Genomic DNA, 21,090 nt, shown 5'->3' on the forward strand with positions numbered 1-21,090 from the left:
CCCGCAGTGGCGGTAACCTTATGGTTAACAATTCGCCGTAATCCGGGTGCATGAAGATGAGCCACGAGCAGTTCCAGCAGCATATCGACAGCGCCGCCACCCTGGCGAAGGTGCAGGCTTCGCGCCCGCTTGAGCTGGCCGTGGTGCTGCCCACGCTGAACGAGCGCGGCAATATCGCGCCGATGGTCGAACGGCTCGAGAAGGCGCTTGGCCCCTCGGGCTGGGAAGCCGTGTTCGTCGACGACAATTCGCACGACGGCACTGCCGAGGAAGCCCGCCGCATCGGCCAGACCGATCCGCGCATCCGCGTAATCCAGCGCATCGGCCGCCGCGGCCTCGCCAGCGCCGCAATCGAGGGCATGTGCGCCACTGCCGCACCCTTCGTCGCGGTGATGGATGCCGATCACCAGCACGATCCCGCGCTGCTCAATGACATGTTGCAGGCGGTGAAATCGGGCGAATACGATCTCGCCTACGCCAGCCGCTTTGCCGAAGGCGGCAATGCCGACGGCCTGTCCAGCAAGGGCCGCGAGCAGGGCAGCCGCGTTGCCAATGCCCTGGCGCGCAAGCTGACCGGCACCGAACTGACCGACGCCATGAGCGGTTTCTTCCTGCTGCGCACCGAACAGCTGCGCAAGCAGGCACCGGGCCTTTCCGGCATCGGCTTCAAGATCATGCTCGACATTCTCGCCACCGCGCGGCCGCAGCTACGGGTAAAGGAATTCCCCTTGAAATTTGCAGAGCGCCTGAGCGGCGAGAGCAAGCTCGACCACGGGGTCGCGCTGGACTTCATTGCCGGCCTGTACGAACGCTACCTCGGCCGCATCATCCCGACGCGCTTTGCGCTGTTCGGCACGGTGGGTGGCCTCGGTGTCTTCGTGCACATGGCCGTGCTCAGCCTCGTCTACCTCGCCTTCGGCAGCACCTTCGCGCTGGGGCAGGCGATTGCCACCATGGTGGCGATGACCTTCAATTTCTGGCTGAACAACCTGCTCACCTATCGCGACAAGAAGCTGGAAGGTGCCAAGGCGATGTTCTGGGGCTGGGTCGGCTTCTGCGCCACCTGCGCCGTGGGCGCCTTCGCCAACGTGGCGGCGGCAGCCATGCTGGAAGCCAACGGTTTCGCCTGGTGGGCAGCCGCGCTGGTCGGCATCGCACTGGCTTCGGTGTGGAACTACGCCCTGTCGAGCAAGTTCGTCTGGGGCCGCTTCCGCTAGGCCGGAATTCGGCTTCACTTCCCCAGACCCGGCAATCGGTGCTATCTCGCCGCCACGGGTCGCGTTGAAGGGGGAAGTTCAATGCGTAAGATTGCAGCAATCGCGGCACTTGCCGCACCGATCCTGCTCGTCGCCTGTGCGGAAGAAGCCGTCGAAGAGCCGGTCGTCGAAGAGGAAGTCGTCGAGGAAGCGGCGATGGTAACCGCCAACGGCACCGCGGCGGGCACGTTCAGCGTCACCGCTGCTGACGGCACTCTCAGCACCTCGGTGCTCAACGGCGATGGCACCTACCAGGATATCGACGCCGACGGCAACGTGACCGAGGAAGGCACTTGGGAAGTGGTCGACGGGAAGTCGTGCTTCACCAGCAATGCGGAAGGCGCGGAAGCGCTCTGCTGGAGCGAAGGCGAGCCGGGCGAAGACGGCTCCTTCACCGCTACCTCCGATGCCGGTGACGAAGTGACTGTCAGCCCTTCGGCTGGCTGATCACCGCCAAGGGATGAGGCTACCGGGTGTCTGCGGAGTCACCGCCACCCGGTAGTCCACGCCCATTTCAGGAAGTCCTGCGGGTCGTCCAGCGGGGCGGCGGTCAGGATCGGGAACCAGTAGAGGAAGAACCCCAGCGAGCCGAGGCACAGCACCCACGGCACCACCCGCTCGCCGCGTTGCCACAGCCGTTCGACAGCCAGCGCCAGCGCCGCAGAAAGCACCATGGCGGCGAGGAAATAGTGGAAGTAGAACTGCACCGCCTTGGGCGCGATCAGCCACAGGCCGATGCTGGCAAGGTAGAGCACCACCAGCGCGGCCGCGTCCCAGCGCTGTTGTTTCCAGGCGACCCAGGCGCACCAGCCCAGCGCGATCAGGCCGAACCACATGGTCACCGGGTTGCCGATCAGCATCACGCCGCGCTGCGCGCCGTCGATGTCCTCGTAGAGATACCAGATGGCCCGGCTGTTGATTACCCAGTCCCACCACTGGCTCATGTAATTGTGCGGTTCGGGTACCTGCGTCTGCAAGGCGAGCATGCGCCGGTGCAGGTCGACCAGCCCCTCCGGATTGCCCGAGGGCACCTGCCAGTAGAGGAACGGCCAGAAGGTGAGGGCATAGACCGCCAGCGGCAGGGCGCCGAGCCAGATGGCGGCTTCCCACAGGCTCATCCCGCCGATCGGCCAGCCGCGCACCGATCGCACCGGGCGGCGACGGCCGGCGTAGAGGCGTGCGCCGAGGAAGGTGAGGCCGGGCAGCACGGCCAGCGGAATGGCGTTCCACTTGCTGGCCATGGCGCAGCCCAGCGCCACCCCGGCAATGGCCAGCCGCCAGCGCGCGGTCTCGTTCTCGCGCACCGCGCCCGCGCACATCCACAGCGCCAGCATGATGAAGCCGACCATGAACACGTCGAGCATGGCGATGCGGGCATGGACGAACAGCAGGAAGTTGGTCGACACGAACAGGCCGGTCAGCAGGCTGGCTGCACGGGTGCCGCTGGCGAACCACATGGCGCGCATGGAAGCGAACAGCGCCAGCGCGCCGAACACCACGCTCATCAGGCGCCAGCCGAGCGGCTCGTCCCCGAACAGCATGATGCCCAGCGCCATGATCTGCTTCGCCAGCGGCGGGTGCTCGAGGTTGGTGGCAAAGCCCAGGTCCAGCACCGCCCGCGCGGCGGGCAGGTAGTGCACCTCGTCGAAATAGGGCGTGCTTGGGACGGTCAGGCGCACCGCGCAGGCCGCGACGAAGGCCAGCGCGATGGCGCAATTCCACAGGAACGGGTCGCGGGCTTGTGCGGGAGGTTCGCTCATAGAAGGGCTTGCGATAATTGCGCGAGGGACGGAGGGCAATTGGCAAATCGGCAGAGCGCCCCTAAACGGACGTCGCAATGAAGAAGACCACCGGATCCGATCCCGCCGTCACCGCCAGGTGGCGCCCCGCAACGCAGGCCGTGCGCGCCGGTACGCTGCGCAGCCAGCATGGCGAAACCAGCGAGGCATTGTTCCTCACCAGCGGCTTCACCTACGATTCCGCCGAGGAAGTCGCCGCGCGCTTCGCCGGCGAGGCCGAGGGGATGCAGTATTCCCGCTTCAAGAACCCCACGGTGGAGATGCTGCAACAGCGCATCGCCGCGATGGAGGGGGCGGAAGCTTGCCTGGCGCAGGCCAGCGGCATGGCCGCGATGACCAGCGCGCTGCTGTGCATGCTCTCGGCAGGCGATCATGTGGTGGCGGGCCGCGCTGCGTTTGGCAGCTGCCGCTGGATCCTCGACAACGTGCTCAACCGTTTCGGCATCGAGCATACCGTGGTCGACGGCACCGACAATGCCGCCTGGGAAGCCGCCGTGCAGCCCAATACCAAGGCGTTCTTCTTCGAAACCCCCGCCAATCCGACGATGGACCTGGTGGACCTCGAATTCGTCTGCGGCCTCGCGCGCTCGAAGGGCATCGTCACCGTCGTGGACAATGCCTTCGCCACGCCGGTGCTGCAGCGCCCGATGGATTTCGGCGCCGACGTGGTCGCCTATTCCGCCACCAAGCTGATGGACGGGCAGGGCCGGGTGATGGCCGGCGCGGTCTGTGGCTCGCAGCAATGGATCGACGACTATCTCTCGCCGTTCCAGCGCAATACCGGCCCGATCTGCGCGCCGTTCAACGCCTGGGTCGTGCTGAAGGGGCTGGAGACGCTGGACCTGCGCGCCCATCGCCAGAGCGAGAACAGCGTGCAGGTGGCGAAATTCCTCGAGGATCGCGGCCTGCGCGTGCTGCACCCGTGGCTCGCCAGCCACCCGCAGCATGACCTGGCGAAGAAGCAGATGAAGGCCGCCGGCCCGATCTTCGCCTTCTTCGCGCCGAAGGGGCAGCAGCAGGCGATGGCGCTGTGCAACGCGCTGGAGCTGATCGACATCTCCAACAACATCGGCGATTCGAAATCGCTGATGTGCCACCCGGCCAGCACCACCCATTACAACATGGGCGCAGAAGGCCGCGCGGCGGCAGGCATCGAGGACGGCATGCTCCGCCTCAACGTCGGCCTGGAAGACCCGCTCGACCTGCTCGAAGACCTTGACCAGGCACTCGGGAAAGTGGGGCTTTGATCGCAAGCCCCTTGCCGCGCATTTGAATCCCGCTACCTTGGTGGCGATGACTCAGGCCGCCATCTCCTCGCTGTTCCAGCATGTCGCGATTACCGCGGGGGTTACCGTACGCGTATCGGTCAATTTCATGCCCGAACAGTCGCGCGTGGGGGCGGGGCGCTGGTTCTGGGTCTACCACATCCGGATTGAGAACGGCCGGGACGAGACGGTGCAGCTGAAGACCCGCCATTGGCGGATCAGCGACTCCAACGGCATGGTGAACATCGTCGATGGCGAGGGCGTGGTGGGGGAAACCCCGATCCTGGCACCGGGCGAGACGCATGACTACGTCTCCGGCTGCGAGCTGACGACCAACATGGGTTCGATGGAAGGCCACTACACCTTCGCCCATGCGGACGGCACGCTGTTCGAAGTGGCGATCCCGCAGTTCCCGCTCGCCGCGCCTGCTGATAGTTCCGTTTAATTCCAAGAACCCGCCTCCGCGGGTTCATCCTCGCTAGACGCGCAGCAAAGCTGCGCCCGCTGCGGGCGGCCGTTCGGCCTTGCGGTCGCTGGTGCGACCGTGTCCCGCACTTGGTATCAAACTGGCGATGTCATCGCCGCCCGGCAGGGCGAAAGCCTAAGGGCCCGGACAGGTCCGCCGCCGCCTGAGGCTAAACAAACCATCACCTTACCCGTGCAGGCGCCACGATCACCGCATTGGCCAGCAGCAGGTCCAGCCCGTCGAGGTAGCCACGCACGGTCGGGTCGTGGGCGAAGCCGATGGCGAGGCCGCGGCCGTTGGCTTCGGCGATCATGTAGGGCTTCCAGGCCATCTGGCGGCGGTTCTCGTCCCACACGTAGCCCGATGCCACCAGCTCGTCCGCCGCGGCATAGCGCACCACGTTGACGCCGTCCGACAGGGTGAGCGGGGTGAGGATCAGCGAGCCATCGGCGAAGACCACCGGCGCGGAACCGTCGTAACCGGCGGCGAGGAAGTTCTCGCCATCGACCACGGTGTTCAGCATTGCGCCGGGCAGGGTGTCCGGACGGCGCGAGGGATCGACGATGGCCTCGCGATAGGTCGCCGCATCGGTGATGGCGGTGCCGGGCGCGGTATCGCCTTCGTCCTCGTCGTCATCGGCCGGCTCGCCGCCCAGCACGGTCTCGCGCTTGGTCGAGAACAGCGCATCGTCCCCGCTGGCAAAGCTCGCCAGCGAGTCGCCGTAGGCTACCAGCACGCCGCCACCGCGCACGTAGCGCGCCAGCGCACCCTGTGCGGCGGAGGGCAGGTCGAAACTGTCGGGAACGATAATCACGTCCCAGTCGGCCAGTTCGGCGCGGGCCACCGTGCCGCTGCGGATCGGTGCGACCGGCAGGCCGAAGCGCTGTTCGATCACATAGCGCGCGGCGCCGGCGGAGAGCGGCGACACGCCGTCATCCCACAGCATGGCCACGCGCGGCATGGCGAGGCGCACGAACTTGTCGCTGCCCAGGTTCGGCCCGTCATCCACCCAGCCGCTTTCCAGCGCTACCGTCTCGGCCCCGATCGAGCGGGCGAGGTCGGTGAGCTGCTGGCCCATGTCCGGGTTGTCGCCGCGCGAGAAGACCACCGTGCCGCGCGGGAACTCGCGGCCGTTGACGGTGAAGGCGGTGTCGGTGGAACGGCCCACCAGGCCGCCCTTCAACGCCTCTGCCACCAGCCGCACCTGGCCGCTGTCGGTCCACGGCACGGCGAGGCCGAAGGCCCCCGGCGACTGGGCCATGTCGGGGATGGAGGACCCGGCCTCCACCAGCGTTCCGGCTGCGGCGGAATTGCATTCGGCGACATCCAGCCCGCTCATCTGCCCGACAGACCATGCGGTGGTGTCGTAGATTTCGTGCGGCAGGTCGCTGGCGCGGCGTTCTTCCTGCCCGTCGATGAAGTCGGCCGGCAGCTCGACGTCGTCATCCAGCAGGCTGCGGATCAGGCGCGCGGTCGGCTGCCGCATGGAAATCGAGAGATAGCCCTGCGGGTAGGAGCGGCCACAGGCGCTGGCCGGGCCTTCCACACGGCCCACGGCGACGCCCTGGTGCGCCAGCCGGCGGGCCAGCGCTTCGGCGTTCCAGCGGCGGTCGGCCAGGTCGATCACGAACCAGCCGGTGCCCACCGCGCCTTGCGCGGCGCTGCGGCGATATTCGGCATAGTCGCGCAGGAACATGTCGGCATTGCGCGCCACCGTTTCCGCCGTTGCCAGCGTGGTGACGAAGTGGTTGCGCACGCCCTCGGCATAGGTGAGCGTCTCGCCATTGCGGCGATCCCACACCAGCCCGCGGGCGGAGGACTGCTCGAAGGTCATCGCGATGGCGCCGTTCAGCGTCGGCCAGGTGTCACCATAGCCGGGATAGAAGGCGTCGAAGACCTCGCGGGTGAAATAGGGCACGCCAAGGCGATCCAGCCAGGCCGCGTTGTTGCGTCCCAGCAGGTCCTGCTTCTGCCGCTGGTCGGCGGTGATGTAGGGGTTGAAGGGATCGGCGCTGGGCGGGAAGAAATAGGTGTCGTCGCCGCTCATCTCGTGCGCGTCGACCAGCACCACCGGCTGCCAGTCGCGCACGGCGGCGACCTTGCCCTGCGTTTCCGGCTGGGTCAGCGCGAACCAGTCGCGATTCATGTCGAACAGGTAGTGGTTGAAGCGCCCGCCCGGCCACGGCTCGTCATGGCCGGCGGTATAGCGGTCGCCGAAGGGGGCGATCCCCAGCTGCTGGTAATAGCCGTTGGTGAAGCGCGCGCGGCCATCGGGGTTCTGCATCGGGTCGATGATCACCACCGAGTTGGACAGGATGGTGTCGACCAGCTCGTCACCCTGCGCGGCGAGCAGGTGGTAGGCCAGCACCAGCGCGGCATCCGAACTGCTGATCTCGTTGCCGTGCACGCCATAGGTGAGCCAGGTCACCGGCAGGCTGTCGGCGGCAGGGGCGCCGCCGGCGGCGATGCGTTGCATGTCGGCCTGGATGTCGTCGATCCGCGCCATGTTCGCTTCGCTGGTCAGGATGGCGTAGACCAGCGGGCGGCCTTCCCAGCTGCGTGCATATTCCACCAGTCGCATGCGTGCGGGGGCGGCCGCAGCCAGCGCCTGCATGTAGTCGATCACCACGTCGGGGCGGGTGATCTGCTCGCCGGAGCGGTGTCCCGCCACTTCTTCCAGCGTCGGAATTGCCGGATCGAAATTGCCGTCCAGCATGCTCTGCGCCGTGGCGGGCGTGGCAATGGTCAGCATGGCGGCGAAAAGGCCGGTAAGCAGGCGAAGCATGCAAGTCTCCCGTGAGTCCCTGAGGCGCCCTGCATGTGCGCGGGGGGAGCCGGGGTCAAGCGCCCAAAGGGTCTACCGGCTTGCCGCCGCGCGCCAGCCAGCCTAGGTGCGGCGACAAGACCATGAAACGCACGCACCTGCCCTTGAACGCCCTACGCGTATTCGATGCCGCTGCCCGGCACCTCTCGTTCACCCGTGCGGCGGACGAGCTGGCGGTGACGCCCGCTGCCGTGGGCCAGCAGATCCGCGCGCTGGAAGACGTGCTCGGCGTGGTGCTTTTTCGCCGTACTTCCAAGGGGCTGGAGCTGACCGACGAGGCCGCCGCCGGTCTCGATTCGCTGCGCGACGGCTTCCTCAAGTTCGAGGAAAGCGTGCAGGCGATGCAGGCGGGGCAAAGCTCTTCCAGCTATGCGATTGCCTGCCCGCGCGAATTCTATGCCCAGTGGCTGGCCCCGCGGCTGGCGGAATTCCGCAAGGCCAATCCCGAAGTCACCGTGCAGCTGACCGCTGACGAGAATGCCGACTTCACCGAGGCGAATCTCGACCTCGCCATCCGGCTGGTCGACGGCCCCGAGGAGCTGGAAGGCGTGCAGCTGGTGCCCGGCTGCAAGGTCTGCGTGGCTGCGCCGGGTGCGCCTGAGGCCTGGATCAGCTGGCCCACCTATGAGCCGCCGGAAGGTGCCGAGGTCGTGCTGCATGTCGGCAATGCCGGGCAGGTGCTGTCCTCCGCCATCGCCGGGCTGGGCCGCGCCTGGCTGCCGCTGCCGCTGGTGGCAGAAGCGCTGGCCGACGGACGGCTGGAAGCGGTCGAGCAGCAGGAAGACTGCCGCCGCGCCTACTGGCTGGTCGCCCCGCGCCCGCAATGGCGCCAGAAGAAGGTCAGGGCGCTGGTGGAATTCCTCACCGCCGATGGCTGATACCCCGGTCCTCAGCACTCCGCGCTTTACCTGCCGCCCGCTGCAGAACGGCGACGACACCGCTCTCTGGCCCGCATTCTCCGACGACGAACACATGCGCTACTGGTCGCGCGCGCCCTTTGGCGATCGCGGCGAGTTTCGCGACTACCTGTTCGACAGCGGCTGGCGCGGGCGGACCTGGGTGGCGGAACCGCGCGAAGGCGGCGCGCCGGTGTTCCGCATGGTCGCCAGCAGCGATCTCGAGGGGGTGGCGGAGATCGGTTATATCCTCGTCCCCGGCAACGAGGGCCGCGGCATTGCCCGCGAATGCCTGACCGCGCTGATCACCCACCTGTTCCGGGTCGAGGGGTTCCACCGCGTGTTTGCCGATGTCGATCCGCGCAATCACCGCTCCAACCGCCTGCTCGAACGGCTCGGCTTCACGCGCGAGGCGCACCTGCGCCACGCGATGAAGACACATATCGGCTGGGCCGACACGTGGTTGTGGGGCCTGCTGGAGGATGAATGGCGCGGGTAGGGCAGATTAAGCTTTGACGCGCTACAACTGATGTGCTGCCAATAGGCGGTTACGCCCGAAACGGGATTGCAGGGGGAATTCTCGATGCTGAAGATCATTCGTTACACCGCGCTGCTGGCAGGCGTCAGCGCCGTGCTTTCACCGCCCGTGCTGGCACAGGTGCGCGACCTCGACGGGGAACGCAGCGACGTGCGCGTTTACCAGGGCCGCATCGATGGTGCCCCGGCGGTGTTTGAAGTCACCGTCCCTGCAGACAGCTCCATGCTGATCGACGTGATCGCCACGGGCGAGCTCGACCCGGTGGTGCGGGTGATGGATGCCAACGGCGAACTGCTGGCCGAGGACGACGATGGCGGCGAGGGCCTGAACTCGCGCGTGCGCATCGCCGGCGAGAACGGCCGCCGCATCACCATCGAGGTCGACAGCTACGATGCCGAATGGGTCGAGGAAGGCGAGACCTACGGCGGCACTTTCGACCTGCGCCTTTCCACCAGCGAATATGTCGAGGTGGCAACCCGCGCGGTGACCTATGGCGCCCGCGAGAGCGGCACCATCGTGGGCGAACCGCATCTCTTCACCATCGAGGGCGTGGCCGGCGAACTGGTCGAAATCGCGCTGGTGGCGCAGGATGACGTGCTCGATCCCTATCTCGAACTGCGCGATGCCGATGGCGAAACGCTGGCCAGCAACGACGACGGCGGCAACGGTCTCAACTCGCTGCTCCGTCATACCTTCGCGGAGAGCGGAACCTATACCATTGTCGCCAGCGGTTACGGCGAAAGCACCGGCGAATACCTGCTGCGCGTGCGCGAGCGGCGCGACAGCATGGTGCAGTTGCCGCTGCAGGTGATCGGCATCGACGACGAGGCCAGCGGCGAACTGGCCTCGGGCTGGGCCGACGGCGAGAGCCTGATGCTGACCTATATCGACTACCAGCTGAGCGAAGAGGCCAAGGCCGCCATTCGCGCGGGCGATGGCGCCGTTACCATCCGCATGAACGCGGTCGATGGCGGCGATCTCGACTTCGGCGGCAGCATCGACCCCTATATCGAGCTGGGCTTCGAAACCCCGCTGGGCTTCGCCGTGGTCGATTCCGACGACGACGGGGCGGGCAGCCTCAATTCGCTGCTGCCGGTCGACCTCGGTCGCCTGGCGGACCAGCCGGCCATGCTGGATGCCCTGCGCATCCGCGCGCAGGGCTATGGCGGATCGGCCGGCGCCTATACGCTGGTGATTACCGAGGGCATGGAAGCGCGCGCGGAATACGACATGGACGCGCCGCCGATCATGATCCCGCCGCCCGCGCCGCGCCCGCGCGACTGACGGCTGGCTTCACGACAAAGAGAAAGGGCGGGGTGTTGGCCCCGCCCTTTTCGTATCAGCCGTCTTCGCCTTCCTCGTCATCCGACGGCGGGGGCGGTCCGAAGCCGGGACGCGGGCCGACGCCGGGATCCCAGTCGAACGGGCGGGCGAAGCGGCTGCGATCGTCGTTCTCGGCGGTCACCGGCTCTTCCAGGCCCTGCGCGATCCGTTCCTGCTGGGCGCGGCTGGCGCTGATGTAGTCGCGCGGCATGTAGTTGCCTTCGTGGCAGGCGTATTCGTAGAACTCGTAGTCGTCGTCGCGCACCCAGGCGAGGCGCGTCGACCACGGCTGGGTGTAGACCTGCGGGTCCGAATAGGTCAGCTCGTGGATGATGGTGTTGGGGCCGGTCATGGTCAGCCGCTCCACCGTCATCGCCTCGGTGCTCATCGGCACGGTGTTGAAGGCGGGCACGTCCAGCGTACCGGTGAACTGCGTCGCCATGTTCAGCGGGGCCGCCGAGCGCGCGTAGACATCCTCGGTGGCGCTATCGCCGGAGACGATGTTGGTCGTCTCGATCACCAGCGTCTTGCCTTCCCACCAGCCGCGCGAATTGCCCATCCAGGCCTCGACCGGCTCGTCCCACTTGGCGGCGTGGGCGGCTTCCTCGCTGTCGTAGATCTTCACCACGCGGGTGCCGAGCATCTCCAGCATGATGGTGATGTAGCCCGGCGACTGGAACACGCGGATGCCGTTGTTGTAGCGGAACGGGTACATCGAGGCGGGGAAGCCGCGCGAGACGCAGCGATCCCAGCTATCGAAATCGTCGACCCAGTCGTAGGCCTGTCCCGGCACCCAGCCCGAACGGCCGGCCTGGAACAGCGCCATGCCCTCGGGCGTCAGGTCGGGCAGCTGGCCGTCGGCGGGCGAGACCAGCATGGCGGTGGACTTGGCCCAGTCGGTGCTGAGGAACCATTCCTCCAGACCTTCCGTGCCGCCGGCGCCGATGCCGCTTTCGTTGGCCTGGGTAAAGTTACCGTCGTTGCCGCGCGCGGCCTGCAGCCGGCGCTCGAATTCCTCGTCGGTCACCCAGAATCGATCGCCATACTGCTCCGGGCGCTGGAACAGGATGCGGCCGTTGTTGATCGGCTCGATCGGCCAGGTGCCGGTGAAGTCGTAATCGCCCCAGGGCAGCCGGTCCGGCTCGTAATCGGTGGGAACCGGCGGCAGCTCGGTCAGGTCGGCGGGACGCTCCTGCGAGACGGCGGGCGCGGTAAGCGCCAGGGCGGCAGTGGTGGCAAGCGCAAGACTGAGACGGCGGATCATTACGTGGTTCTCCCGGACCAAATTGATTTTGTCCGGCGTTGTAATCGGGAATTCTTCGATGGACAAGCCGGGAGGTGGTCGGCGGCAAGGCGCTGCTCATGAATCGACATCGCGGTGACGGAAATGCAAATCCTGTGAAGTGGATGGTGGTTTGTCCCCTGTGGCCACGAGGACGCTTGGCAGGCCGATCAGGGGAATCCAGTGCCATCGCACGGGCATTTCCTTGGGGGGCCTCACGATCCGCGCCAGGCTCGTTTCCACGGAACGTCCGGATTCAAGGGAACAGACAGACCGGCAGTTCCTAGGTCTTTCCCTTCGTGCTTTTTCGAAGCTCGAGACGAGCTTCTCCTTCATGGGCCAGATCAAGGCAGGTGCCCTTGATGTCGTCGGAGAGAGACGAGGCGAGCACGCCGTCAAGGCTGGAATATTTCCAGCTGAATGCACTCCCACTATTCGGCGGATAGGACTTTTTCGTCCTCGGTGGTTTCTTTTCTTTCACGTCTGGCATGTCCTTACCTTCGCAGAAATTGTCGTTTCGCCATGCTGTAGATTGCTCCGCGGCCCACGATCAGGTGATCGAACAGCACGCAGTCGAGCGCCTTGGCGATCGACCGCAGCTTGTGCGTGGCGTCCCAGTCATCGTCGCTGGGAGTGGCATTGCCGGAAGGGTGGTTGTGAACCAGCAGGAAACCCGCGGCCTTCAGTTCGAAGACCCGCTCCATCAGCGGGCGCAGCCGGATTGCCAGCGAATCCCGCGATCCCACCGAAGCCAGGTCCTGCGCCAGCTGGTTACCGTCCTGGGTCAGGTAGATCGCCAGCAGCTTCTCGCTGACTTCGGCCTGCAGGGTGGCGAGCAGGAAGTCCTGGAACTTCTGGTCCTCGACCGAAACCTGCCCGTTTGACAACGCTTCGGAAAAGCCTGCCCGGGAAAGCTGGCTGGCGGCCGTGATGGCATCGCCGACCTGCGGCATCCCGGGCAGGGCTTCCCGGAGCGACTGCGGTGTTGCGTCGAGGATATTGGAAATGTTTCCAAACCGACGGAACAGCAACTGCGACGTCTCGTGGGCCTTGTTGCCCACCAGCGGCGTCAGGAATTGCGCCAGGACCGGTAGGTACCGTAGCGATGAACTCGGACCCGATGCGCCACCAATCCCACACCCAGCGCCATAATCTGCAAGTATGATGGCATCCGGGTCAGGACCAGGTAGGCGATCGGGTCCAGCGTTGGGCTGAGCTCCCTGTTGAAGTGCATCAGGGTCGAGATGATCTGACCAGCAAGCATCCATAGCGGATAGATCCGATTGGCCCGAACCGCGAGGCGTCCCAGAAGGATGAGAACCAGGAGGTCGATCACGAGATGTCCGAGATCGACCTCGCTGTATACGCCGGACTCGGGAAGCAGCAGGTGATAGCCCACATCCATTGCGACCATGCCTGATAATATGGCGCCCGCTTCCTTCTCGGGGCCGTCCCCTCGCCAGAAGGCATATGCCGTCAGGGAGAAGATTATCAGGTACTGGATATAGGCCCGATACTCGATCAGCAGCGCTTCCATGCGGTGATGTCACCTCAATCCCGCGCCGCTGAATCAATGGCTCAGCCCAGCGCTGTGTTTCTCCCGGCGATTTCCAGCTCACCGGTGACCGGGCAACGACCGGGTTCATCCGGCAGTCCCGTGATCTTGGTGAAATCGTCACGCATGGCCTTGTGGACCTTGGTGAGATTGGTCATCGCGTCGACCATCTGCTTCTGCGCTTCCTGCAGGCGGATCACGGCGATCTGTCCCTGGTATTGGGGCAGATCGGTGTCCAGCCGGACATTCAGCATAGACATTTGCAGACGGCTCATAGCGCGAAGAGTTTCATTGGTCATGCGCTCAGCGTCTTCCAGGTCCCTGGCGACACGCGCACCGGCGGCTTCGACGGTCAACATCCATGGCTCTCCAGCGCCCCGGTTGCTCGCACCGGGAAGCGAAGTTCACATCAGAGGGATGGCAAGTCAGGGGGTGATCAGAACAGCCGGCTGAGTTCACCTGCAACGGAGAGCAGGACTAGCATGGCTATGCTGATCGCTACCGCCAGGCCGGCTGCCGCCAACCAGCGGTTGAGCCCGGCGTGCTTGCCATCGAGCACCTCTGGCACCACCCGGGGCTGGAGATCGTCGGCCCAGAAATGCTCCCCGCTCATTTGCAGGGAGTCGGACAGCCGCATCTCCGATTCCGGTAAATGCCGACTGCGCTTATCTGCATCAGCGTTAGCGAAATGGAGATGAAAATTGTTACCTGTAATTTCGTTATAGGTTGCCGCTTCCTCCGGGCGTTCGTCCAGAAAGCGGCGATATTCGCGGGCGAGATCCTTGCGCAGCATGCCGCCGGTCTTGGCGCGCAGCGACTCGATGCGCTGGATAATGGCGGATTCGGAAACGCCGAGCAGGTGCGCGATTTCCTTGCTGGTCCGACCGTCGGCCAGCAATTCCAGCGTCTCGCGCTGCTTCTCCGTGAGATTATCGAATACCGCCCCCAGGGGGGTATCGAGCGTCTCGGCCATCGCGACCTCCAGATTCTTTCGCGTACTGCATATAGCAAAAGTCTAGACAATTGCGAACGTTGGCTTGCAGATTCTGCCGGGGCCTCCGCCGGCGCCCTCGAACGACTTACCGGCGTACTTCTATCGTGGCCTGCGCGCGCAGGTTGCCGACCTGTTCGACGACAGTGCCCTCGCCGGCGGCATCTTCGACCATCAGTTTCACCCACAGGCTGTCGTCATCCTTGAAGAAGGCGGTTTCTCCGGCGGCGCGCAGCGCGTCGAGGCTGGCCTGCTCGGCACCCGAGGCGCTGGCGGCGAAGCCGGGAAGCTCGAAGATCACGAACGATCCCTCGTCCATCTCCCGCAGCGACAGGGCCAGCGTCTCGCGGCCGGTTTCCACCCGCAGCTCGGCCCCGCTGCCGATGGTAGTCTCGCCGATGTATTCGAGCCGGCGGCCGTTGCGCTGGAGGATGATCGGCTCGGCAATCGGGCCGGTCTGGAAGCCGTTGAAGTCGCCGGCGATGCTGAAACGCCCGATGTCTCCGGCGCAGATGGCGGCGTTCCAGCTTGCCCGGATTTCACAGGCGTCTTCGTCGGAGGCAATGCCGTTGTCGATGACGATATAGGCGCCGGGAATGCCGCTGACCGAGCCGTCGAGGTCGCGGAAGGCGGCGCTCTTGTAGGCGGCGCTGCGGCCGTAGTCGGACGCCCAGCGGCGCTGGATCTGCGGGAAGCTGACCGGTTGGGCGTTGACGAAGGTCAGGCCCTCGACCGAGTTCTCGGTGCTCATCCCGAAGCTGGTGTAGAGCAGGTAGGACAGCGCCCCCGCGTCGCGCTGCGCGTTCGGCTGGTAGTTCACGAAGGTGGTGTTCACCACTTCATGGTGGAAATCGTAGTACTCGTAACCGCGGATCGGGAAATCGGCGGCGGCGGCCGGCAGGCTGCGGCCATAGGCGATCTCTTCCGGCGTGCGCGGGTTGCCGACATTGTCGCTCTCGCCGACGAACAGCGAATCGACCACGCGCGAGGTGAAGGGCGCGATGCCGGGAATGCCCGAGGCATGGGTGAAGCCGATGGCGTTATCGGCCAGCTTCAGGTTGGTGTAGAGATGGTACTCGCCGCGACCCCAGATGGCGCCGTTGCGGTTCTTGTAGCCGGTGAAGTCGTCGAAATGGGCGATCACCAGCTCGCTGCTGGTGTCCGTGGGATCGGCGTAGCTGGTCAGGTTCGGCCCGGCGATGCCGAAGGTGCCCTCGGCATTGGGCCCGCGGTCGAGCATCAGCCCGTCGAAGTTGGAATGCGCCACATTGCCGCGGAATTCGCGCAGGGTCATCCGGCCGGGCCAGGTGTTGGCGCTGATCTCGGTTCCTTCGAAGGCCCCGGTCGGATGGGTCGGGAAGGCCATCCAGAAGCCGATCTGGTCGGAACCCGCCGCCACGTTGTCGCGGTAGATGTTGTCCGGGTTGGTGATCCAGAAGGTGGACACGGTGTTGTCCGAGGGGATCAGCACATGCTCGGACTGCTGGCCCAGCGTGTTCTGGTGCGGCAGTGTCAGGTTCGTGGGTTCGCACGGCAGCGTGGGATGGCACTTGGTCTGGATGCCGAGGTTGCGGATGAACTGGTTGCCGGTCTCGATCCCGTCCTCGAGGAAGAAGCAGTGGCCGACCGTGTTGAAGGTGACGTTGTTCTCGATCCGCGCGTTGTTGGTGCCGTGCACGGTGACGCAGCGGTTGAAGCTGTCGTGGATGGCGGAGTTGCGGACGTACTGGCCCTGGCCCTCGCCGATCAGGTGCCAGTGGATCGGGTAGCGAGCCAGCGTCAGGTGCTGGCCCATGCGGTTGAGCTCGACCCCCGAGACGAACATGCGCGAGCCGGCCATGGCCATGATGTGTCCGCCGAAATAGCTCTCTTGTGAGTCCTCCGACGACTGGATCAGGATGTTGCGGGTCAGCAGGCCGACCTCGCCGCGCTCGTCGACGCCGAAGGTGATCTCGCCGAAGTGCATGTACTCCAGCGGCGCGTCGAGCGTGACCAGGTTGCCGTCGATGGCGGTGATGCGGCGTCGCTCGGCCTGGCGCGGGTCGAAGTCGGTCGAGGCGAGCACGATCTCGTCGCCCGGGCGCCAGCCCGAGGCATCGAGCACCTCGATCTGCGTGGCGCCCGCCTCGGCGGTGCGCGCCAGCTTGCTCCAGGCGTTCTCGCGGTCGCCATGCAGGCTGAGCGTGCCGCCCATCAGCATGATCCCGCGATCGCCCATGGTGTTGATGTCCTCGCCCGGCACGGTGTCGGTGAGGGTGATGGTGGCATTGGAGGTGTGCGGAGCATCCGCCGTGCCGATCTCCAGCGCGCCGCCGCGCACGTAGATCCACTCGGTCGCCAGCGCCAGGTCGTGCTCGTTCGAGAAGGTCAGCTTGCCGTCGATGGTGAGGCTGCGCAGGGCCGGCGGGCTGACGTCGAGCACCACCTCGGTCCCGCGCGCGATGGTCACCGCCTCGCCTTCGCCCGGCACTTCCCCCGATGGCCAGGTCGCCGGATCGGACCAGCGCGCCGGACCCTCCTGGGCCTGCGCGCCGGTGGCGAACAGGAGCATGGCCGGCAAGGCCAGGCAGACAGACCGCAGGCGAGCGTGAATAGGCATGTTCGTAAATCCCCTCCGTCGGGGACTCCCGATCCCCGCACCCTCTCGTTGGCGCATATCCTTGCAGCGACTTGGCCACTTGCCAAGACGCTATGCGTCGCGATTTGTAACTGCGGCGGACAGGCAAGGCACAGGGTGGCCGCGTGGCCTTGCGGTCGGCGTTCGCCAACCGGGCCTCATTCTTCCTCCAGCATGCGGCGGGTTTCCTCCTCGCGCAGGCGCATGGCTTCCAGCTTCAGGTTGAGGCTTTCGAGCACGCTCTCCTCCTCCGCCTCGGCCTCGGCGCGCATGTCGGCCAGCACCTCTGCGCGGATGCGTTCGTAGAGGGGGTGGCCGGGCCGCACGTCGGAGCCATAGCGATCCGCGCGGCGGTGGCGCAGGAAGAACATCACCAGCGCCTCGTTATGCCGCCGCTCGGTGCCGACCAGCTTGCCGGCGGAGACGACCATGCGCTCCTCCCCTGCAATCGCGCGGGCGAGGGCGCAGTCCTCCAGCCGGGCGATACCGCGATCCACCGCCATGTCCCAGGCGGCGCGAAATTCCTCGGCCCCCGGCTTCTGCCGCAGCTTGTAGAGCGCCTCCATGCTCGCCCCGATATGCTTCGCTGCGTGGGTGACGATGCCGGTGGCGGCGAGATGGGCGATGAACCTGCGCTGCCGATCCGGCGTGATGGAGTTCCTGCGCGGAGCCACATGCGGCACCGGCGCGAAATCGAGCAGCGGATCGTCAGCGGACAGCGCCTCTGGCGGAGCGGTGACGTAGCTGGTGCCCCGCGCCCGCTCACGCGACTTTGGCAGCTCGTCACAAGCGGGGAGGGTCGGAACTGGTGGTTCGTCTACAGGGGGAGGGTCCTCGGGCGCATCATCAGAAGACAGCCGCGGCGTGGCGCGGGGGCGGGAGGGGAGGTTCTGGTGCGACATGGTCGCGGGTGGAGCAGAGGTGGGAGGTTGTAGGGAAGGCTAGAAGCGCAGTGCTAGAACAATATGTGTACAAAGCCGTTAATACTATTCAATTTCAGATATATCTCTGTTATCCGATGGTCACATTCTGGGGGCAGGATATGCGTGAGAACAAGCTTAAGCACTTGGAGTTCGTTCAAGGTGTGATCAATCGCCTCTCGACGAATTCCTTCCTCCTTAAGGGCTGGAGTGTGGGTCTGGCTTCGGCGCTTTTTGCGTTGGCATCCTTCGAATCCAAGCCGGAATTCTTGTATTTGGCTTTAATTCCTGCGCTCATCTTTTGGGGTTTGGATGGTTATTGTCTATGGCAAGAAAGACTCTTTCGCGCTCTATTTAATGAGATACGTATAAAGGATGAGAATGATACGGATTTTGATATGAATACAGAGAGAGTCAAAGGTAAAGCTAGTTGGATCGGTTCCGTTTTCTCGATCACTTTGATCCCGTTTCATGGCGCAATTGCCGGAGCTATTATCATCGTGAAGTATATTGGTGTGCAATAGGGGGTAAGTGTGGCGAGGCGAGTCTTTTTCAGTTTTCACTACGCAAGGGATGTTCGGCGGATACAACAAGTGCGCCAGTCTTGGGTCGTTAGACCGGGTGGGGAGGCACAGCCCTTTTATGACGCGGCTGAATTTGAGCAAGCTAAGCGGCGTGCTGGTGGTATCGAGGCTTGGATTGAAGAGCAGCTTAAGGGCACCTCGGTCACGGTCGTGCTTTATGGTGCTGAAACTCACTTACGGGAGTGGGTTGGCTATGAAATCAAGCGCAGCCATGAACTTGGGAAGGGCATGCTTGCCATCGACATTCATAGCATTCGCGATCCACAACATGGAGCAGATGTTGCTGGGCCTAACCCCCTTTCAAACTGGCACATTACGGCTGGTGGACGCAGAACCTACTTAAATGAAATTTACGCTAACTATGACTGGGTTCGGGACAATGGCTACCAAAATATGCCCCAGTGGATAGAGCAAGCGGCTCGAAATGCGGGTAGATAGACGTGGCATTTAATTACTCAACACTCAGAAATGCCGCTGGAATGCGCGAAGTGATCGTGGCGAAATCGATCAATGAGGCGCAAATATTAGGTCGAAAAACTGCTTTTCTATGTCACAGCCATAGAGACAAAACTCTTGTTGAGGGTTTTGTGAAGCACGTACAGAATAAGGGATGGCGGATTTACATTGATTGGATGGATACAACTCTGCCTTCCAAGCCAAATCGTACGACTGCTTCGAAGATTCAGTTGAAGATTCGGACCACAGATTTTTTCATATTCCTTGCGACACACAATTCCATGGCTTCGAGATGGTGCCCTTGGGAGATAGGTTATGCTGACGGCGTAAGGTCGCTTGATACAATCTTGATTGCTGAGACTCGAGACGATGCTGGCAACTATCATGGGAATGAGTATTTGGGCCTGTACCGCAGGTTGAGTTTTGACACTGCAGGCACATTGCGGGTTTGGGGACCCGGAACTACGACCGGTGGGATCAAAGTGTCAGACTTGTAAGAGTCCTTTTTTGTCCTTGGATCCGCACCCAGTTCAACCATTCATCCCCCAACCAAACTTTGCCCCAGCGCAAAGCCATCCCCTTCAAACTCCGTCAAAAGGCAATCTCCGAAGCGGGTGTCGGACGCCACGAAGGAGATTGCAGATGAAGCGTGCGCTGATGGTGATCGGGCTGGCCTGTGCCGCCCCTCTCACACTGACCGCCTGTGCGGACCACATGGTCTATCGCGCGGGCATGACCTGGTACAGCCACCCCTATGCTGTGTGGTACGATGGCTATTACGGCCCGCTCTACGACGGCTACTGGGGCACCGACGGCTATTTCTATTTTCGGATCGACTTCTACAGCGCCTTCCGCCGGGCGCCGCCGGGACACTTCTTCCGCCAGCGGCCCAATCGCGAGCGCGAGCGGTACCGGTTCTACGAAGGCAGCGTCCGGCAGCCTCCGCCGGGCACGCGCCTGCCCAACTATCCGGGGCCGGGCGACGATCGCCGGGGCCGCGGGCGCGGATCGGACTGAACGCCCTCGGCGGCGCGCACTTGACCGGTGTAGGATTCCACACTAAGTGCGCGCCCATCCGAGGCCGCTCCCGTAGCGAGTCCCCGGCCAGATAGAGCTGAACATTGCCGGTCATGTCCCGGGGCTCCCCACGCGGTGAGCCCTTTTCTATTGGAGCGGAAACGCTCGGGGCAGCCGTCAAAGTAACCCGGTGCCAAGGTTTCCGGGTGGAGCGTTTCAGGCTCGCGCGAATGGTCGCCAGGCCCTCCCGATGGCGGAGCGGCTGAGGCCCGTTTGCACGATCCCGATACATTCCGCCCGGCAAGCCGGAAGCATCACCAAACAGGTGAAGTGAAAACTAATGCCGACTATTAACCAGCTAGTGCGCAAGCCGCGCAAGCCGATCGTCAAGAAGAGCAAGTCTGCGGCGATGGAATCCGCCCCGCAGAAGCGCGGCGTCTGCACCCGCGTCTACACGACGACCCCGAAGAAGCCGAACTCGGCGCTGCGCAAGGTGGCCAAGATCCGTCTGACTAACCAGCGCGAAGTCATCGCCTATATCCCGGGCGAAGGCCACAACCTGCAGGAACACTCCGTGGTGCTGATCCGCGGCGGCCGTGTGCGCGACCTTCCCGGTGTGCGTTACCACGTGCTGCGCGGCGTGCTCGACACGCAGGGTGTGAAGGACCGCAAGCAGAGCCGTTCGAAGTACGGCGCGAAGCGTCCGAAGTAAGATTTCCCTCTCCAGGAGTATAAGAGATGAGTCGTCGTCGTCGTCCCGAGAAGCGGGAAATCCTGCCTGATCCGAAGTTCGGTGATCAGGTGCTGTCGAAGTTCATGAACAACCTGATGCTGGACGGCAAGAAGGCCGTGGCGGAAGGTATCGTGTACAGCGCGCTGGACACTGTCGAAGCCAAGGCCAAGACCGATCCGGTGCAGCTGTTCCACGAAGCGCTGAACAATGTGAAGCCGCAGGTCGAAGTGCGCAGCCGCCGTGTCGGTGGTGCCACCTACCAGGTGCCGGTCGAGGTTCGCCCCGAGCGTGCCCAGGCGCTGGCCATCCGCTGGCTGATCGGTGCCGCGCGCGGTCGTGCGGAAACCACCATGAGCGCGCGCCTCTCGGCCGAGCTGATGGATGCCGCCAACAACCGTGGCAACGCCGTCAAGAAGCGCGAAGACACGCACCGCATGGCGGACGCCAACCGCGCCTTCAGCCACTACCGCTGGTAAGGCGTGCCGCTTGCAGGGCCGGGGCCTTGGTCCCGGTCTTCAAGCGGTCACATTGCATATTATATGGGGCGCGACCCGATCGTCCCCCGAAA

23 protein-coding genes are annotated in these 21,090 nt (G+C 64.5%); 13 read left to right on the plus strand and 10 right to left on the minus strand.

What is annotated here, in order from left to right; all coding sequences use genetic code 11:
* Positions 1–50: 50 nt before the first annotated feature.
* Both OZN62_RS13550 and OZN62_RS13555 read left to right on the plus strand, forming a co-directional pair.
* Complete coding sequence (locus OZN62_RS13550; RefSeq protein WP_442864378.1) at positions 51–1,217, plus strand: glycosyltransferase family 2 protein; 1,167 nt, start codon at positions 51–53, stop codon at positions 1,215–1,217.
* An 81-nt stretch (positions 1,218–1,298) separates the two neighbouring features.
* Positions 1,299–1,703: a hypothetical protein gene (locus OZN62_RS13555; protein ID WP_269100438.1), complete on the plus strand. Its 405-nt coding sequence runs from the start codon at positions 1,299–1,301 to the stop codon at positions 1,701–1,703.
* A gap of 38 nt (positions 1,704–1,741) precedes the next feature.
* Here the strand turns inward: OZN62_RS13555 and OZN62_RS13560 are convergent, their stop codons facing one another.
* Positions 1,742–3,016: a glycosyltransferase family 39 protein gene (locus tag OZN62_RS13560; protein ID WP_269100439.1), complete on the minus strand. Its 1,275-nt coding sequence runs from the start codon at positions 3,014–3,016 to the stop codon at positions 1,742–1,744.
* 77 nt (positions 3,017–3,093) lie between these two features.
* Here OZN62_RS13560 and OZN62_RS13565 point away from each other — a divergent pair, with 77 nt between their 5' ends.
* Complete coding sequence (locus OZN62_RS13565; RefSeq protein WP_269100440.1) at positions 3,094–4,302, plus strand: trans-sulfuration enzyme family protein; 1,209 nt, start codon at positions 3,094–3,096, stop codon at positions 4,300–4,302.
* A gap of 61 nt (positions 4,303–4,363) precedes the next feature.
* The gene (gene apaG / locus OZN62_RS13570; protein WP_269102188.1) at positions 4,364–4,765 is read left to right on the plus strand and encodes a Co2+/Mg2+ efflux protein ApaG; all 402 of its coding nucleotides are present in this window, start codon (positions 4,364–4,366) and stop codon (positions 4,763–4,765) included.
* Positions 4,766–4,967: 202 nt separating this feature from the next.
* Here the strand turns inward: apaG and OZN62_RS13575 are convergent, their stop codons facing one another.
* Positions 4,968–7,571, minus strand: coding sequence for a M14 family metallopeptidase (locus OZN62_RS13575; RefSeq protein WP_269100441.1), 2,604 nt, complete (start codon positions 7,569–7,571; stop codon positions 4,968–4,970).
* Positions 7,572–7,693: 122 nt separating this feature from the next.
* On the opposite strand from OZN62_RS13575, the gene OZN62_RS13580 reads away from it, so the two are divergent.
* From OZN62_RS13580 to OZN62_RS13590, 3 genes are all read left to right on the plus strand, one after another.
* A complete protein-coding gene (locus tag OZN62_RS13580; protein WP_269100442.1) occupies positions 7,694–8,488 on the plus strand; it encodes a LysR substrate-binding domain-containing protein in 795 nt (264 codons plus the stop codon).
* Positions 8,481–9,005, plus strand: coding sequence for a GNAT family N-acetyltransferase (locus OZN62_RS13585; protein WP_269100443.1), 525 nt, complete (start codon positions 8,481–8,483; stop codon positions 9,003–9,005). Before OZN62_RS13580 ends, OZN62_RS13585 begins: the two co-directional genes overlap by 8 nt.
* Before the next feature lie 84 nt (positions 9,006–9,089).
* Complete coding sequence (locus OZN62_RS13590; protein WP_269100444.1) at positions 9,090–10,328, plus strand: hypothetical protein; 1,239 nt, start codon at positions 9,090–9,092, stop codon at positions 10,326–10,328.
* A gap of 55 nt (positions 10,329–10,383) precedes the next feature.
* On the opposite strand, the gene OZN62_RS13595 is transcribed toward OZN62_RS13590, so the two are convergent.
* The 8 genes from OZN62_RS13595 to OZN62_RS13630 all read right to left on the minus strand — a co-directional run bounded on the left by OZN62_RS13595 (position 10,384) and on the right by OZN62_RS13630 (position 17,714).
* Positions 10,384–11,631, minus strand: coding sequence for a hypothetical protein (locus OZN62_RS13595; RefSeq protein WP_269100446.1), 1,248 nt, complete (start codon positions 11,629–11,631; stop codon positions 10,384–10,386).
* Positions 11,632–11,932: 301 nt separating this feature from the next.
* Entirely contained in the window at positions 11,933–12,130 is a 198-nt protein-coding gene (locus OZN62_RS13600) for a hypothetical protein (RefSeq protein ID WP_269100447.1), read from the minus strand.
* Between the two features lie 13 nt (positions 12,131–12,143).
* The gene (locus OZN62_RS13605) at positions 12,144–12,710 is read right to left on the minus strand and encodes a JAB domain-containing protein (protein WP_269100448.1); all 567 of its coding nucleotides are present in this window, start codon (positions 12,708–12,710) and stop codon (positions 12,144–12,146) included.
* 8 nt (positions 12,711–12,718) lie between these two features.
* Positions 12,719–13,186 carry a hypothetical protein gene (locus tag OZN62_RS13610; RefSeq protein WP_269100449.1) on the minus strand — a complete coding sequence of 156 codons (468 nt, stop codon included), beginning with the start codon at positions 13,184–13,186 and terminating at the stop codon, positions 12,719–12,721.
* 41 nt (positions 13,187–13,227) lie between these two features.
* The gene (locus OZN62_RS13615) at positions 13,228–13,563 is read right to left on the minus strand and encodes a hypothetical protein (RefSeq protein WP_269100450.1); all 336 of its coding nucleotides are present in this window, start codon (positions 13,561–13,563) and stop codon (positions 13,228–13,230) included.
* 77 nt (positions 13,564–13,640) lie between these two features.
* Positions 13,641–14,177, minus strand: coding sequence for a LuxR C-terminal-related transcriptional regulator (locus tag OZN62_RS13620; protein WP_269100451.1), 537 nt, complete (start codon positions 14,175–14,177; stop codon positions 13,641–13,643).
* Positions 14,178–14,283: 106 nt separating this feature from the next.
* On the minus strand, positions 14,284–16,794 hold the full coding sequence (locus OZN62_RS13625) for a G8 domain-containing protein (protein WP_269100452.1): 2,511 nt from the start codon (positions 16,792–16,794) through the stop codon (positions 14,284–14,286).
* Positions 16,795–16,970: 176 nt separating this feature from the next.
* Positions 16,971–17,714, minus strand: a complete 744-nt coding sequence (locus OZN62_RS13630; protein WP_269100453.1) for a hypothetical protein — start codon at positions 17,712–17,714, stop codon at positions 16,971–16,973.
* A 140-nt stretch (positions 17,715–17,854) separates the two neighbouring features.
* Between OZN62_RS13630 and OZN62_RS13635 the strand changes: the two genes are divergently transcribed.
* The 6 genes from OZN62_RS13635 (at position 17,855) to rpsG (ending at position 20,998) form a co-directional block, all read left to right on the plus strand.
* Positions 17,855–18,256: a hypothetical protein gene (locus OZN62_RS13635; RefSeq protein WP_269100454.1), complete on the plus strand. Its 402-nt coding sequence runs from the start codon at positions 17,855–17,857 to the stop codon at positions 18,254–18,256.
* A 9-nt stretch (positions 18,257–18,265) separates the two neighbouring features.
* The gene (locus OZN62_RS13640) at positions 18,266–18,754 is read left to right on the plus strand and encodes a TIR domain-containing protein (RefSeq protein WP_269100455.1); all 489 of its coding nucleotides are present in this window, start codon (positions 18,266–18,268) and stop codon (positions 18,752–18,754) included.
* A 41-nt stretch (positions 18,755–18,795) separates the two neighbouring features.
* Positions 18,796–19,269 (plus strand): toll/interleukin-1 receptor domain-containing protein, encoded by a 474-nt coding sequence (locus tag OZN62_RS13990; protein WP_442864379.1) that lies wholly within the window; start codon positions 18,796–18,798, stop codon positions 19,267–19,269.
* A gap of 145 nt (positions 19,270–19,414) precedes the next feature.
* On the plus strand, positions 19,415–19,789 hold the full coding sequence (locus tag OZN62_RS13645; protein ID WP_269100456.1) for a hypothetical protein: 375 nt from the start codon (positions 19,415–19,417) through the stop codon (positions 19,787–19,789).
* 340 nt (positions 19,790–20,129) lie between these two features.
* The gene (gene rpsL / locus OZN62_RS13650) at positions 20,130–20,501 is read left to right on the plus strand and encodes a 30S ribosomal protein S12 (protein ID WP_269100457.1); all 372 of its coding nucleotides are present in this window, start codon (positions 20,130–20,132) and stop codon (positions 20,499–20,501) included.
* Positions 20,502–20,527: 26 nt separating this feature from the next.
* Positions 20,528–20,998 (plus strand): 30S ribosomal protein S7, encoded by a 471-nt coding sequence (gene rpsG, locus OZN62_RS13655; RefSeq protein ID WP_269100458.1) that lies wholly within the window; start codon positions 20,528–20,530, stop codon positions 20,996–20,998.
* Positions 20,999–21,090: the final 92 nt, after the last annotated feature.

Origin of the sequence: Aurantiacibacter sp. MUD11 (assembly GCF_026967575.1) — a bacterium.
In the GTDB taxonomy this organism is placed as follows: domain Bacteria; phylum Pseudomonadota; class Alphaproteobacteria; order Sphingomonadales; family Sphingomonadaceae; genus Alteraurantiacibacter.